Source organism: Cedecea neteri, assembly GCF_000758305.1.
Taxonomy (GTDB): Bacteria; Pseudomonadota; Gammaproteobacteria; order Enterobacterales; family Enterobacteriaceae; genus Cedecea; species Cedecea neteri_C.
In genome coordinates this window covers 748,057-763,397 of sequence record NZ_CP009458.1, presented here as the reverse complement: position 1 = coordinate 763,397, position 15,341 = coordinate 748,057, and the positions used below count along the sequence as shown (strand labels likewise).

Annotated in this window: 13 protein-coding genes; 6 read left to right on the top strand and 7 right to left on the bottom strand. The window is 56.5% G+C overall.

Features of this window, described 5'->3' with window-relative positions; translation table 11 throughout:
- The first annotated feature begins 12 nt into the window (after positions 1-12).
- From LH23_RS03650 to LH23_RS03625, 6 genes are read left to right on the top strand one after another with little or no spacing between them, the layout of a single operon-like run.
- Positions 13-1,185 carry a YhfX family PLP-dependent enzyme gene (locus LH23_RS03650; protein WP_039288405.1) on the top strand — a complete coding sequence of 391 codons (1,173 nt, stop codon included), beginning with the start codon at positions 13-15 and terminating at the stop codon, positions 1,183-1,185.
- On the top strand, positions 1,178-2,422 hold the full coding sequence (locus LH23_RS03645; RefSeq protein WP_039288402.1) for a phosphopentomutase: 1,245 nt from the start codon (positions 1,178-1,180) through the stop codon (positions 2,420-2,422). The genes LH23_RS03650 and LH23_RS03645 overlap by 8 nt, the downstream gene beginning before the upstream one ends.
- Positions 2,409-3,299: a phosphotriesterase-related protein gene (locus tag LH23_RS03640; RefSeq protein WP_039288399.1), complete on the top strand. Its 891-nt coding sequence runs from the start codon at positions 2,409-2,411 to the stop codon at positions 3,297-3,299. Before LH23_RS03645 ends, LH23_RS03640 begins: the two co-directional genes overlap by 14 nt.
- A 9-nt stretch (positions 3,300-3,308) precedes the next feature.
- Positions 3,309-3,662 (top strand): DUF2620 domain-containing protein, encoded by a 354-nt coding sequence (locus LH23_RS03635; RefSeq protein ID WP_038478118.1) that lies wholly within the window; start codon positions 3,309-3,311, stop codon positions 3,660-3,662.
- A 10-nt stretch (positions 3,663-3,672) separates the two neighbouring features.
- The gene (locus tag LH23_RS03630; protein ID WP_039288396.1) at positions 3,673-4,977 is read left to right on the top strand and encodes a YhfT family protein; all 1,305 of its coding nucleotides are present in this window, start codon (positions 3,673-3,675) and stop codon (positions 4,975-4,977) included.
- A 9-nt stretch (positions 4,978-4,986) separates the two neighbouring features.
- Positions 4,987-6,078, top strand: coding sequence for a PLP-dependent transferase (locus tag LH23_RS03625; RefSeq protein ID WP_039288393.1), 1,092 nt, complete (start codon positions 4,987-4,989; stop codon positions 6,076-6,078).
- A 28-nt stretch (positions 6,079-6,106) separates the two neighbouring features.
- Here the strand turns inward: LH23_RS03625 and cysG are convergent, their stop codons facing one another.
- The 7 genes from cysG to LH23_RS03590 all read right to left on the bottom strand — a co-directional run bounded on the left by cysG (position 6,107) and on the right by LH23_RS03590 (position 15,210).
- Positions 6,107-7,480, bottom strand: coding sequence for a siroheme synthase CysG (cysG, locus tag LH23_RS03620; RefSeq protein ID WP_039288390.1), 1,374 nt, complete (start codon positions 7,478-7,480; stop codon positions 6,107-6,109).
- A 13-nt stretch (positions 7,481-7,493) separates the two neighbouring features.
- The gene (nirC, locus tag LH23_RS03615; protein ID WP_039288388.1) at positions 7,494-8,300 is read right to left on the bottom strand and encodes a nitrite transporter NirC; all 807 of its coding nucleotides are present in this window, start codon (positions 8,298-8,300) and stop codon (positions 7,494-7,496) included.
- Positions 8,301-8,490: 190 nt separating this feature from the next.
- Complete coding sequence (nirD, locus tag LH23_RS03610; RefSeq protein ID WP_039288385.1) at positions 8,491-8,817, bottom strand: nitrite reductase small subunit NirD; 327 nt, start codon at positions 8,815-8,817, stop codon at positions 8,491-8,493.
- Positions 8,814-11,363, bottom strand: a complete 2,550-nt coding sequence (gene nirB / locus LH23_RS03605) for a nitrite reductase large subunit NirB (RefSeq protein WP_039288381.1) — start codon at positions 11,361-11,363, stop codon at positions 8,814-8,816. Before nirB ends, nirD begins: the two co-directional genes overlap by 4 nt.
- Before the next feature lie 176 nt (positions 11,364-11,539).
- The gene (locus LH23_RS03600; protein ID WP_039288378.1) at positions 11,540-12,430 is read right to left on the bottom strand and encodes a LysR family transcriptional regulator; all 891 of its coding nucleotides are present in this window, start codon (positions 12,428-12,430) and stop codon (positions 11,540-11,542) included.
- 71 nt (positions 12,431-12,501) lie between these two features.
- A complete protein-coding gene (locus tag LH23_RS03595; RefSeq protein ID WP_039288375.1) occupies positions 12,502-14,568 on the bottom strand; it encodes a pyridoxamine 5'-phosphate oxidase family protein in 2,067 nt (688 codons plus the stop codon).
- A gap of 24 nt (positions 14,569-14,592) precedes the next feature.
- On the bottom strand, positions 14,593-15,210 hold the full coding sequence (locus tag LH23_RS03590; RefSeq protein WP_039288372.1) for a glutathione S-transferase family protein: 618 nt from the start codon (positions 15,208-15,210) through the stop codon (positions 14,593-14,595).
- Positions 15,211-15,341: the final 131 nt, after the last annotated feature.

Here is a 15,341-nt window from a genome sequence, read left to right as displayed (position 1 = left end):
GCGAGGCAAGGCATGTTTATTGAGGCACTCAAGGCACAGAACCCGGTGTTGATTGATGCCGCCAGAACGCTTTGGCGGCAGGGCGCAGTACTTCCCGATACCTGGATCATCGATGTCGATCAGGTTCTGGAGAACGGCCGGAAGCTGCTCGCGGCCGCGCAGAAGCACGGCATCACGCTCTACTTTATGACCAAGCAAATCGGGCGTAACCCGTGGCTTGCCAACAAGCTGATTGAGCTGGGCTTTAAAGGCGCCGTGGCCGTTGATTTTAAAGAAGCCCGCACGCTGCGTGAAGCCAATGTGCCCGTTTCGCATGTGGGCCATCTGGTGCAGGTGCCGGCGGCCCTGGTTGAAGAAAATGTGAACAGTGAGACGGAAATCATCACTCTTTTTTCGCTGGAAAAAGCCCGTGAAGTTTCTGATGCCGCGCTGGCGAGCGGGCGCGTTCAGGCTGTGATGCTGAAAGTGTTCGCCGAGTACGACCGACTTTACCCGGGTCAGGAAGCCGGTTTCCCGCTGGGTGAATTGGATGATGTGGTAGGTGCCATTCGCGCTATGCCGGGCATTCGGCTTGCCGGGCTGACGCATTTTCCCTGCCTGCTCTGGAACGAAGAGCAGCAACAGACACAGCCCACCCGCAATTTGATGACGCTGCTGAAGGCGCGGGACCTGCTGCACGAACAGGGGATTGAGATCGAGCAAATCAACGCGCCGTCGGCCTCAAGCTGCAGTACTTTTTCTATTCTGGCGGAGCACGGGGTCACTCATGCCGAACCGGGCCACGCGCTGACCGGGACCATTCCGGCGAACCAGCATGGTGACCAGCCGGAGGCGATTGCGATGCTCTATCTGACGGAAGTTTCCCACCAGTTTCAGGGCAAAAGCTATTGCTTCGGCGGCGGATATTATCGTCGTGGCCATGCGCAGAATGCGCTGGTGTTCAGCAGTGATACACAGCTCGAGCAGGCACGATTGCTGCCGCCAGACAACACCAGCATTGACTATCACCTGGCGCTGGAAGGCAGCTATCCCGTTGGCAGCCCGGTGGTGATGTGCTTCCGCACGCAGATTTTTGTCACCCGCAGCGATGTGGCGCTGGTGTCCGGCATCCAAAGCGGGAACCCGGTACTTGAAGCGCTGTACGACAGCCTTGGGCATCCTATTCCGGGAGGTCAACATGAGTAAGTTTCTGGTGTTGGTGATAGACAGCTTTGGCGTAGGCGCGATGGATGATGTGCCGGAGGTCAGGCCGCAGGACATCGGCGCGAACACCTGCGGACATATCCTGCAGCATTTTCCCGACCTGCGTTTACCCATGCTTGAGAAGCTGGGCCTGATTAATGCGCTGGGCTTTACGGCCAATGTGATGAAGCCGAACGCCGATGCCGTGTATGGCACTGCGGCGCTGCAGCATGAGGGCGGTGACACCTTTATGGGGCATCAGGAAATTTTGGGTACTCGGCCACAAACGCCACTCCGTATGCCGTTTTCTGCAGTGATCGACGACGTTGAACGTGAACTAAGCGCTGCAGGTTGGCAGGTTGAACGCAAAGGCGCTGAACTGCAGTTTCTGTGGGTAAATCAGGCCGTCGCCGTGGGCGATAATCTTGAGGCCGATCTCGGGCAGGTGTTTAACATCAGTGCCAACCTCAGCGCCATATCGTTTGAGCAAGTACGTGCCATTGGCGAAGTCGTGCGCCGCTGCGTCAAAGTGGGTCGGGTCATTGCGTTTGGTGGCTTGCTTGAGAGCAGCGAGCAGCTGATTAACGCCGCGGAAGAGAAACAGGGGCTTTATGTCGGCATTAACGCCCCGCGTTCCGGGGTATACAAAAGTGGGTTCCAGGTGGTGCATATGGGTTACGGCGTGGATGCCAGCGTTCAGGCTCCGCAGCAGCTGCATAATGTCGGCGTTAAAACCGTGCTGGTAGGCAAAGTGGCGGATATTGCCATTAACCCACACGGAACCAGCTACCAGAATCTGGTCGACTCACAGCACATTCTCGATATCACTCGGGATGAGCTGAATAAACCTGGCAGCGCCTTTATTTGCACCAATATTCAGGAAACCGATCTGGCGGGACACGCAGAAGACGTTGTGCGCTACGCCGAGCGGCTTGAGCTGGTAGACAAAAACCTGGCTCTGCTGATGGCCGATATGCAGGTCGGGGATTGCCTTGTTGTGATGGCGGATCACGGGAACGACCCGACGATTGGCCACAGTAAGCACACCCGTGAAAACGTGCCGTTGCTGGTTTGGCAACCCGGTATAACAGGCACTTATCTGGGCGCACGCGCTACGCTTTCAGATGTGGGCGCCACAGTTTGTGACTTTTTTAGGGCAGCCGCGCCGCAGAACGGAACGTCGTTCCTGCCGCTGCTGAATATCTCTTCAACAGGTGGAGTGAACCATGACGGGGCATAAGCATATCGATCCATCGGGCTATACCTATGCCCACGAGCATCTTCATATCGATCTTTCCAGCTTCAAGGACAACATCGATTGCCGACTGGATCAGTACGAGCTGATTTGCGGTGAGATGAAGTCACTCTACGCGCAGGGCGTGCGCAATATCATTGAAATGACCAACCGCTACATGGGGCGTAACCCACAGTTCCTGCTGGATATCATCCGTGATACCGGGATGAACGTGATGGCCTGCACCGGTTATTACCAGCACGATTTCTTCCCGCCGCATGTAGCCACCACGCCAGTGAAAGTGCTGGCGCAGGAGATGATCGATGAAATTGAAATCGGTATCGACGGCACGGCATTAAAAGCCGGGATCATCGCGGAAATTGGCTCCAGCGTGGACGTTATCACCCCGGTAGAGAAGCGAGTTTTCCAGGCTGCAGCCATCGCCCATCATGAAACCGGCAGGCCGATCTCTACCCACACGTCATTCAGCACCATGGGCCTTGAACAGCTCGCGTTGCTGAAGTCATGGTGCGTGGATCTTTCCCGCGTCACCGTCGGGCACTGCGATCTGAAAGACAATCTGGACAACATCCTGCGGATGATCGATCAGGGCGCCTACGTCCAGTTCGATACCATCGGCAAAAACAGCTATTACCCGGACGAAAAACGCATTGCGATGCTGAGCGCGCTCAAAGATCGCGGGCTACTCGACCACGTCATGCTGTCGATGGACATTACTCGTCGCTCCCATTTGAAAGCGAACGGCGGGCCTGGTTTTGACTATTTGCTTACCACGTTTGTGCCGATGCTGCTGGAGGCCGGTTTCAGCCAGTCAGACGTCGATTTGATGTTACGTGACAACCCCTCTGTCTTTTATAAGTAAGGATTTCCCATGAAAAAGATCGGTGTCGCTGGCCTACAGCGCGAACTCATCAAACAGACCATCGAAACCGCCGCACCGGGCAGCTTCGAAGTGTTTATCTATAACGACATGGACGCCGCGCTGAAGGTGAAATCCGGCCAGCTTGATTACTACATTGGGGCCTGTAATACCGGGGCGGGTGCGGCATTGTCTATCGCCATCGCGGTGATTGGCTACAACCGCAGTTGCACCATCGCCAAGCCCGGTATTAAAGCGAAAGAAGAGCAAATCGCCCGCCTGGTCTCAGAAGGCAAAGTGGCGTTTGGCCTTTCCGTTGAGCATATCGAGCACGCCATCCCACTGCTCGTTAACCATTTAAAATAAAGGCATCCGTATGGAATTCTACCTTCACCTTGTTGTTGTTGCCTTGCTGACCGGGATGACGGCTTTACTGGCGCACCGCTCCGCGGCGGTGTTCCACGACGGGATTCGACCGATTCTGCCGCAGCTTATTGAAGGCAATATGAACCGCCGCGAGGCGGGGAGTATCGCTTTCGGTCTGAGTATCGGCTTTGTGGCTTCCGTTGGGATCTCCTTCACCCTGAAAACCGGGCTGCTCAACAGCTGGCTGCTGTTCCTGCCGACCGACATCCTCGGCGTGCTGGCGGCCAACAGCGTGCTGGCGTTTGGACTGGGTGCCGTCTGGGGGATTTTGATTCTTACTTGCCTGGTGCCGGTGAACCACCTGTTGACCGCGCTGCCGGTAGATGTTCTCGGCTCGTTGGGTGAGCTGAGCTCTCCGGTGGTCTCTGCCTTTGCGCTGTTCCCGCTGGTCGCGATTTTCTACCAGTTTGGCTGGAAGAACAGCCTGTTCGCGGCGGTGGTTGTACTGCTGACCCGCGTGCTGGTGGTGCGTTTCTTCCCGCAGCTTAACCCGGAATCCATCGAAATCTTCGTGGGCATGATTATGCTGCTGGCGATTGCGATTTTTCAGGATCTGCGCTCCCGCGGTGAACATGAACACGATGCTCACGGGCAGTCGGTGTTTGAAGAGCGGACGTCCCGGATTATCAAGAATTTGCCGTATATTGCCATCGTTGGCGGGCTGATCGCCGCCGTTGCCAGCATGAAGCTGTTTGCAGGCAGTGAGGTGTCCATCTTTACGCTGGAGAAAGCTTACAAGGTTGGACTGGATCCGACGCAGTCTCAAAGCCTGATTGATCAGGCCGCGCTGGCCGAGTTTATGCGTGGCCTGGGCTTTGTGCCGATGATTGCCACGACGGCGCTGGCGACCGGTGTTTACGCTGTGGCCGGGTTCACCTTTGTCTTTGCCGTGGGCTACCTGATTGCTAATCCGCTCATCGCTTTTGTGGTCGGCGCGCTGGTGATTTCTGCCGAAGTCCTGTTGCTGCGCTCCATTGGGAAATGGCTGGGCCGTTATCCTTCGGTACGCAACGCCTCGGATAACATTCGTAACGCGATGAACATGCTGATGGAGATGGCGCTGCTGATTGGCTCTATCTTTGCCGCCATCAAGATGGCGGGCTATACCGGCTTCACCATTGCGACGGCGCTGTACTTCCTGAACGAATCACTGGGTCGCCCGGTGCAGAAAATGGCCGCGCCGGTTGTGGCGGTGATGATAACCGGCATTGTGCTGAATATTCTGTTCTTCTGCGGCCTGTTTATCCCGGCCTAAGGGGGTTGTGTGGAAAGCTGGCCATTGCAAAGCCTGAGCCTGGCTCAGGCCCAGCAGAAGCAGTTCGCCCTGGTGGATATTATCTGCCGGCATTTTCCAGGCGCTGATTTTTTGAGCCTGGGGGATGTCGGCCTGGTACCCGGTCTGAATCAGCCAAACACTACGCAGAGAGTTGAGGCCGTACTGGCTGATTTCTTTTCTGCGCCAGCCGCTGCGCTGGTGCAGGGGGCCGGAACCGGGGCGATTCGTAGCGGACTGATGGCATTGCTAAACGCTGGCGATAAGCTGCTGATTCATCAGGCTCCTCTGTATCCGACCACGGCGGTTATCGCCGAACAGATGGGGCTGGCGCTGATTCGGGCCGATTTCAATAAGTTAAATGACGTGGAAGCCGCTATTGCGGCTCATCGACCCGTCGCGGCTTTGATTCAGCACACCCGGCAGACATTGGATGATGCCTATTCATTGGCTGAGGTGGTGGCCTGCTTTAATCGCCACGCTTTGCCGTCGCTGGCCGACGATAACTATGCGGTGATGAAGGTCGACAAAATCGGCTGCGAGTGTGGGGCCACGTTGTCGACTTTCTCCTGCTTTAAACTGTTTGGCCCGGTGGGCGTCGGCGTTGTGGTCGGCGACAAATCGGCCGTTCAGGCGGTGCGCCAGAGCATGTACTCCGGCGGCAGCCAGGTCCAGGGCTTTCAGGCTATGGAGGTGCTGCGCGGTTTGGTCTTCGCCCCGGTGATGCATGCCGTTCAGGCACAGGTGAACGATACGCTGGTTGAGCTATTGTCTCAGGGCGCTGTGCCTCAGGTTAAAAATGCATTTATTGCCAATGCGCAGTCGAAGGTGCTGCTGGTGGAGTTTCATCGGCCGATTGCCGAAAAGGTGCTGGCCGCCGCACAAAAGCTGGGCGCATTGCCTTATCCGGTAGGCGCAGAATCTAAGTATGAGATCCCGCCGCTTTTTTATCGGCTTTCCGGGACGTTCAGGCAGGCCGAGCCTGGCCTCGAAAAGCGGATGATCCGCATCAACCCTAACCGCAGTGGCGCAGAAACCGTATTAAGAATTTTGCGGGATAGCTGTGCAGAGGCAGAAAAGTAAAAGGGAGGCCTTATGCCTCCCTTGGTATTTAATGGTTTGAGAACCAGTTTAGCCTGTCGCGAAGACCCACCACACGGCCCACGATAATCAGCGCTGGGCTGCCGACCTGGGTGGCCAGCTCGCCTAATTGGTTCAGCGTGCCGTCCACGACGCGCTGATTCACTGCCGTGCCGTTTTCCACCAGCGCCACCGGCATGCTCTCTTCCATGCCGTGGGCGATCAGCTGTTGCTGAATGGCCGAGGCCTGGTTCAGACCCATGTAGAACACCAGCGTTTGTTTCTCTGCTGCCAGGTTCGCCCAGTCGAGTTCACCGCCGGTTTTCAAATGGCCGGTGACCAGGCGCACGCTTTGCGCGTAATCCCGGTGAGTAAGTGGAATACCTGAGTAGGCGGAACAGCCGGACGCTGCGGTGATCCCAGGGACGACAGAGAACGGAATTCCGCCGTTGCACAGGGTTTCCAGTTCTTCACCGCCGCGCCCGAAGATAAACGGATCGCCGCCTTTCAGGCGAACCACGCGTTTGCCTTTTTGCGCCTCCCGCAGCAGGATTTGGTTAATCTCTTCCTGCGGCACGCAGTGGTAGCCCGCACGCTTGCCGACAAACACGCGGTCGGCATCGCGACGGACCAGATTCATGATGTCGTCTGACACCAGGCGGTCGTAAACCACAACGTCAGCCTGTTGAATTTGTTGCAAGCCTTTCAGCGTCAGCAAGCCTGCATCGCCGGGGCCAGCGCCAACCAGCACTACTTCGCCACGGTGATCGAGTGGGGTGGAGAACAGTGATTCCGTCTCTTTTTCAACGGCAAGCAGGTCTTCGTTGGCCAGATACTGCGCCAGACGATCGTTAGTAAAGAATTTTTCCCAGAAACGGCGACGCTCGCCCATGGTGGCAAAAGTTTGTTTTACACGACCACGCAGAGTACCTGCAAAAGCGGCGATTTTACCCAGATGCAGTGGCAGGCTGGCTTCCAGTTTTTCGCGCAGCAGTCGGGCCAGAACAGGGGACGTACCGCCGGAAGAGACCGCGACCATCAGTGGGGAACGGTCGATAATCGACGGCATAATGAAACTCGCCTGTTTCGGCGCATCCACCACGTTGCAGAAAATTCGGCGGGATTCAGCGGCATCGCTAACCTGCTGATTCACCTCATCATCGTCGGTAGCGGCAATCGCCAGCCAGCTTTCGTCCAGCAGCGTTTCAGAGAACGCCCCTTCGGCCAGCGTCAGCATATTTTGCTCAGCCCACACTTTAAACTGCGGGCTGAATTCGAGGGCGTTAACGGTGATGCGCGCACCTGCCTCCAGCAACAAACGCGCTTTGCGTTCAGCGACATCGCCACCGCCTACCAGCAGGCAGGCGCGGCCACGTAACTGACAAAATATCGGCAGGTGATCCACGGTCAATCCTCAATTAATTACGGGCGGTTTCCGCTGCGCCTGCGGCGGCAGGCTGCGGGCGTTCGGCTTTCGGCGTAGCATACCAATAACCCAGACCCATGAATACCACGCCGGAAAGGGTGTTCCCCAGCGTGACCCACAGCAGGTTATGGCCGATGCCAGACAGCGTGTAAGCCTCGCTGTGGTGACCAAACCAGGAGAGGGCAAAGAGCGTCATGTTGGCGATGGAGTGCTCGTAGCCGGAGGCGATAAATGCCAGCAGGCACCACCAGATTGCCAGGAACTTCGCTGCCCCTTCGGTACGAATCGCCATCCAGATTGCCAGGCAAACCAGCCAGTTACACAGCGCCCCTTTAAAGAACAGCACCATCGCTGGCGCGGTGGTTTTTGCCAGCGCGACGGTGTGCACAATGCTGGTATCTACCGGCAGCAGGCTACCTCCGCCCCAGCTATACAACAGCGCAACAAACACTGAACCTACCAGATTGCCAAGCCAGGTCTGCGGCAGAATCGCCCACATTTGGCCGTGAGAGATGGTGCCCGCTTTCACGCCGAAGGTCAGGAACATGGTGTGACCGGTGAACAGTTCGGAACCGGCGATAATCACCAGCGTCAGGGCGATGCCGAAGGTCGCACCCATCACCAGCGGACGAATGGCCGGATCGAGTAAATTACCAAGGGTGAAAATCAGGATGATGCCAAGGCCAACGTAGGCGCCCGCCATGGCGGAACTCACCCAGAAGCCCAGAGGGTTTGTCTGTGAGAGACGATTAATGCGCGCGGCATTCGCTGCACACTTATTGATGGTATCGGTGAACATTTTTGCTATCCCAATGAAGTTAAAAAATAAAAATTAGAATGAATTACCCTCACCCCGGCCCTCTCCCAAAGGGAGAGGGGGGCATCCGTCGCCGCTATTGTTGCTCGATCGGTTCCCTCGCTCCCGAGGGAGGAATACTGTCGGTACCCTCTCCCTCAGGGAGAGGGCAGGGTGAGGGTTGTTTTATGGATTACGCTTTTATCTGCACCAGCCCGTCCTGCACGCGAGCTTCATAGTGCGGCACGGAGCGGCTTTCATCTTCCATGCACAGGCCGTCGCGCAGGCGGAAGTGCTGCTTTTTCAGCGGGCTGGCAACCCACAGCTCGGCCTGATGTTCCGCAATCAGCCCGCGGGAAAGCACGCTGGCTTCAAAGAACGGGTCGATATTGCTGATGGCGTAAACCTGCTCGTCTTTACGTGGGCGGAAAATAGCCACCTGTGCCGAACCGACCAGGGCGCAAACGCCGGTTGCTGGCAGGATATCGTCTAGCTGACAAACGGTTGTCCACTGGCTCATGCGTGTTCCTCCACTTCTACCAGAGTGACCGGAATACGCTCATACGGCGTGGCCGGACGGTGTTGATCGCGCTCGCTAACTGTCTGCACATTCGGATCGCGCTGCGGGCTGTTGATAAAGTGTTTGAAGCGAACCTGCGCCTGCGGCGTATTCACTGTTTCTGTCCACTCACAGATTACTTTCTCGCGCAGGCGGTTGAGCTCTGCTTCAAGCTGATCGTTCAAGCCGAGCTTGTCGTCGACAATCACGCTACGCAGATAATCAATGCCGCCTTCCAGGTTCTCCAGCCACACGGAAGTACGGGTGAGTTTATCGGCGGTGCGGATGTAGAACATCATGAAGCGGTCGAGATACTTGATGATGGTATCGTGGTCGAGATCTGCCGCCAGCAGGTCCGCGTGGCGCGGTTTCATGCCGCCGTTACCACATACATACAGGTTCCAACCTTTCTCCGTGGCGATAATGCCCACGTCTTTGCCCTGCGCTTCCGCACATTCGCGGGTACAGCCAGAGACGCCAAATTTCATTTTGTGCGGGGTACGGATGCCCTTGTAGCGGTTTTCCAGCTCGACACCGAACCCTACGCTGTCGCCCACGCCGTAGCGGCACCAGGTGCTGCCGACGCAGGTTTTCGCCATACGCAACGCTTTGGCATAGGCGTGGCCGGTTTCGAACCCGGCTTCAATCAGCTGACGCCAGATTTCCGGCAGATCGTCCTTTTGTGCGCCGAACAGGCCGATGCGCTGGGAGCCGGTGATTTTGGTATACAGGTTGTATTCGCGGGCGATACGGCCCACTTCCATCAGCCCTTCAGGCGTGATTTCGCCGCCTGCTGAGCGCGGGATCACCGAGTAGGTGCCGTCTTTCTGGATGTTGCCGAGGAAGTTATCGTTGGTGTCCTGCAGCGGCGTTAGCTCCGGCTGCAGCACATAGTCATTCCAGCAGGAAGCCAGCAGCGAACCCACGGTAGGTTTACACACTTCGCAGCCGTAACCCTTGCCGTATTTTTGCAGTAGCTGGTCGAAGGATTTGATTCCTTCCACGCGGATCAGGTGGTACAGCTCCTGGCGCGAGAAGGCGAAGTGTTCGCACAGGTTGTTGTTCACTTCGATACCGGCTTTGGCCAGCTCGGCGTTCAGCACCTGAGTTACCAGTGGAATACAGCCGCCGCAGCCGGTCCCGGCTTTGGTTTCGGCTTTCAGCGCCGCGACGGTATGACAACCTTTATTGATGGCTTTGATCAGGTCGCCTTTGGTGACGTCAAAGCAGGAGCAGATTTGCGCGCTTTCCGGCAGTTTATCGACGCCAATTGAAGGTTTGCCGCTGCTGGCGTGTGCTGGCAGGATCAGCGAATCCGGGTTCTCCGGCAGCTCAATCGCGTTCAACACCAGCTGCAGCAGGTTACCGTAGTCGCTGGTGTCGCCCACCAGCACTGCGCCGAGCAGGGTTTTGTTGTCTTCGCTGACCACCAGACGTTTGTAAACCTCTTTGCTTTCATCGAGGTAAACATAGCTGCGGGCGTTTGGCGTGCGAGCGTGAGCATCGCCAATACCGCCGACGTCAACGCCGAGCAGTTTCAGCTTGGCGCTCATGTCCGCGCCTTCAAAGGCGTTTTCGCTCCCGAGCAGGTGGTCTGCTGTGACCTGAGCCATTTTATAACCCGGCGCAACGAGCCCGAAGACGCGGTTATTCCAACTGGCGCACTCTCCGATGGCATAAATATCCGGATCGGAAGTCTGGCACTTGTCGTTGATGGTTATCCCACCACGCTGGGCTGTTTCGAGCCCACATTGTGTGGCCAGCTTGTCTTGAGGACGAATACCGGTGGAGAAAACGATGAAATCCACTTCCAGCTCGCTGCCGTCGGCAAAACGCATTGTTTTGCGAGCTTCGGTGCCCTGCTGGACGATTTCCTGGGTATTTTTGCCGGTATGGACACGCACGCCCATACGCTCGATTTTGCTGCGCAGCTGCTCGCCGCCCATGCGGTCAAGCTGCTCGGCCATCAGCATTGGCGCGAATTCGATAACGTGGGTTTCCACGCCGAGGTTTTTCAGCGCCCCGGCCGCTTCCAGCCCCAGCAGGCCGCCGCCGACGACGGCACCGCGTTTGCTGCGGCGGGCGCAAGATTCAATGGCGTTAAGGTCTTCGATGGTGCGGTAAACGAAGCAGTCCTGGGTTTCAGAGCCTTTAATCGGTGGGATCCATGGGTAAGAACCCGTCGCCATCACCAGTTTGTCGTAATAAACGGTGCGGCCGGTATTGGAGTGGATCACTTTTTCCTGGCGGTTGATGGTGATGGCGCGTTCGCCAATCAGGACTTTTACGCCATGTTTTTCGTAGTAGCCGTCGCGGACCAGGGAGAGTTCTTCAGCGGTATGATGGGAGAAATAAGAAGAAAGGTGCACGCGATCGTAGGCTTTACGCGGCTCTTCACAAAATACGGTGATGTCGAACTGGTCCGGCGGGGCTTTATCAAGTAAGTCTTCGATAAAGCGATGGCCCACCATGCCATTACCGATCACTGCGATTCTGACTTTGCTCATAATTGCCTCAATTTCTTTTCTATTATCGCCTACCTTAACGATTCAGCCGTGGTGATTATTGATGCAAATCAAATGCGCCTTTATATACCCATTAAGAGGTATATCATTGATTTTGATGTATTTTTGTAAGTTATGGAATTGACTGGTTTTTCGCCAGGGCAGAGATGAGGGGATATTCAGTTCAGCAAAGGGTTCGCGCGGAGCCGGGCAACAATCAGATCAACAAAAGTGCGTACTTTTGCAGAAACGTGGCGGCCTTCGGTATGCACCACATGTATGGGGAGTGGCTCAAGCTCGTAATCGCTTAGTACGATTTGCAGTGTGCCGTCGCGCAGGGCCGACGCTATCTGATAATCCAGGACTCGCGTCAATCCCCACCCCGCTTTTGCGGTGGCAATTGATGACTCGTTGTTGTTGCACTGGAGCGCGGCATTGATCATGACGCGTTGCTCACCCGCAAAGCGCCATTCCGGTGAGGCCCAGGCGCTGGCCGAAGAGGCAATACGATGGTTTTTAAGATCCGCAGGTGTTATCGGCGTGCCGTATTTTTCCAGGTAGCCCGGCGAAGCACATACAACCCGGCGAACGGTACCGACTTTGGTTGCCGTCAGTCCGGAGTCGGGCAGGTGCCCAATACGTACGGCAACGTCAATGCCTTCTTCTATGATGTTCACCTGGCGATCAACGAACAACGACCTGGCGCGCATGGTTGGCCATGCATCAAGGTAATCAGTGATGACAGGCAGGACGAATTTCTGGCCGAACAGAACAGAGGCGGTGACCGACAGGATCCCGGACGGCGTGGCATAGGAGCCTGCCGCTGCAGCCTCGGCTTCCTCTATGCTGGTGAGAATCGTGCGGCAGTCGTTGAGGTATTGCAGGCCAGGCTCGGTCAGCTTCACTGTGCGTGTGGTGCGAATAAATAGCCGGGTTCCGATGACCTCTTCCAGCGCGGCAATCGCGCGGGTGACCACCGGGGCACTGATATGGAGCTGGCGCGCTGCTGCGGCAAAACTCTCGGTTTCTGCGACTTTGACGAAAATTTTCATCGCCTGCCAACGATCCATGGTCAACCTCATGCCTGACGAAAAGGGGGCTTCAGTATTCGCTATTCGCCGGGTATGACGCAATCGCGGCGTTATAACTCAAGCTGAATGCGGTTTTCTTCACCTGCGGGCAGCTGTGCCGGAACTGCGCAGCAAATCAGTACCTCATCATTTGCCATGCTTGCGGACGGGATTTTCGGGTAGGTGACTGAGCCTTTGAGGAGTTTAGTCCGACAGGTTCCGCAGTGGCCTTCCCGACAGCTGAATTCCGGGGTTAATCCCCTGGCTTCGGCCAGCTCTAAAAGCGAACCTGAATCCGGCAACCAGCGAGCTTCTTTTAGCGAACGCATAAAAGCAATCGGTACGGGGCTGGTGGAAGGCTGTAGGGCGCCAGGTTTTGACGTTTGGCTGTCTGTGGTGCGAACCAGCGCTGAGGGGCCAAAGGCTTCAGCATGGATTCTGTCATCGCCGATGTTGTATTTCCGCAGTCCGTCGTAGAGAGATTGGGTGAACGTCGCCGGACCGCAAAGGTAGAAATCGTAGTCGTTAAACGGCAGACGACTGGTCAGCAAAGGCATATCGATATGGCCATGAACATCATAGTCCACACCAGGTTGAGCACTTCCAGGCTGACTGAGGACGCGAATCACTTGCACGGCACCTTTGGCTGCCGCGACCAGCTCGCCAATCTCCTGAGTAAAAGGCAAATCTTCCACCTGTCTTGCTGCCTGGAACAAAAATGTTTGTCGGATACGTTGTTTGCGTAACCCTTCATAGACAATGTGCCGCAGCATGGCGAGCATCGGGGTAATGCCCACGCCGCCGGCCAGCAATACGGCAGGGCGTGGCGCATGCGCATCAAGGATGAAACCACCTGCCGGAGCACGAACGTCAATAATATCGCCAATGGAAACGCCGTTGTGCAGGTGGCTGGAGACGCTTCCTTCCCGCTTGACGCTAATGCGATAAAAGCCGTCGGACGGAGCCGATGAAAGCGTGTAAGTACGGATTGCCGGGGCTTCTGCGCCGTGAAGTTTCACGCGAATGGGCAAGTGCTGTCCGGCGAGATGGGGTAGCAGACCCGCGCCATCATCCGGCTGAAGATAGAAGGAGCGGATCGAGCGGCTCTCATCGACAATGTTTACCACGCAAAATGGTCGCCAGCGTGTTGCCAGCTCTGTGGCTTTTATCTTGCTCGCAGCTTCCTGCCAACTGCCGGTCATCAGTGAATGAGGGGAATGCCCTTTAGCCTCAGACTTCCAGCGCAATGCCAGCGCGTTGCGGCGGCGTACAACCCGGTGGGCTTTAAACGTCCATAGCCGTTCTGCGCCCTGGAAGGCGGCGATTTCCGGTGAGTCCAGAATGACTTTTGCTTCGCCGGTCATTTGCAGCATGTCGCCGCTGATAAAGTCCACGAAAAGCAGACCAGCCTGGCCGTTAAGCAGAATATTACCTAGCGTGGCAAAAAAGAGATTGCCGTTGAAGTCAGGAATGGTCAGCGTGCCGTCGTTGCTAACCCGGATGAAGCCCGGTTTGCCGCCACGGTGGGAAACATCTGCCTGCTGTTTACCGTCTCTTTCGGCCCAGGAGGCGACAAAAAAGGCATCCGCTGCCTGAATCATTGCGCTTGCTTCAGCGTCCAGCCCCGGGAGCGTCTCTACCGTACCACCTGCATGACTACCGGGCGCACGGGTAAAAGTGAATTCACGGAGTTGAATATAGCGCGGGCAGTTACCGAAGCTTTGGTCGACTTCAACCTGAAGGCCGCCCTCCGTCTGCTGCAGCGTGCCGTTCATCCGGTTACGCCGTCGGGTATGAAGCTCGATTCCCAGCAGGCCAATAGATGCGTTGGGCACCATTCCTTCTCTGGCCGGATCTTCACCTGGCACCGACGCTGCAATCGTCAGGTGGGTTGAGGTCGGAGATAAGACAAAACCAGGCTCACCTTCCAGAAATGTTGCCCACGCTTCGCCATTCGGGGCGATGCTGCCGATGACGATAAAAGGCAACTGAGCGTAGAAGTCACGATGCTGTTCAGGCATGTAATCGCGTATCACTCGCTGGCCCACTTCAGCCATGCGTTCGGTTACGCCAGCCTTATCCTGCAGGAATATTTCACCTTCATGCCAGACCGACTTTTTCGTCATCTTCTCGCTCATTTTTTTCTCCCCGAAAGCGTGAGGCTAGGCGACGGCGTTAAGGCCTGCGGCCGTTTTGACGAAAGGTACAAACCCAGGTAGTGCTTCAATACGGCGCAGGAAAGCCATAACGGCTGGATAACCGGAGAGATCTACATTCCCCTCAGGTGCGCTGGAGGTATAGCTGTAAATGGCGACATCAGCGATGGTTGGATGATCGCCGACCAGCCATTCCCGATTGGCGAGATGCTGCTCAAGGCGTCCCAGGAAGATGTGAGCACGCGCAATCACCTCGTCGGGGTTAAATTTGGCACCGAAAACCGTGACCAGGCGGGCTGCGGCAGGACCAAAGGCGAGGTCTCCGGCGGCGACGGAAAGCCAGCGTTGAACGGCTGCCGCGCCCTGTGGGTCTTCCGGCAGCCAGGCACTTTGGCCACTTTTTTTCGCCAGATAGACAAGAATGGCGTTGGAGTCAGGGATCAGCGTGCCTTCATCGTCCAGCAGAGGGACCTGCCCAAACGGGTTCAGCGCAAGATATTCCGGCTGCTTATGGGCGCCGGCCTTCAGGTCCAGCTCAACAAGCTCATGGGGCAGGCCGAGCAGGGAAAGAAACAGACGAGCGCGGTGGGCATGGCCTGACAGAGGGAAGTCATAGAGTTTCATAAATCGGTTCCTGATTGGCTGAACGGGAAGGGCCCCGAACGATGCAAACAGGTTGCCACAGGCAACAATGGGCAGGAATAAGCCTTATCGGCAATTCATTATTGCGAAAATCGTAATAATAGCGGGAGAGT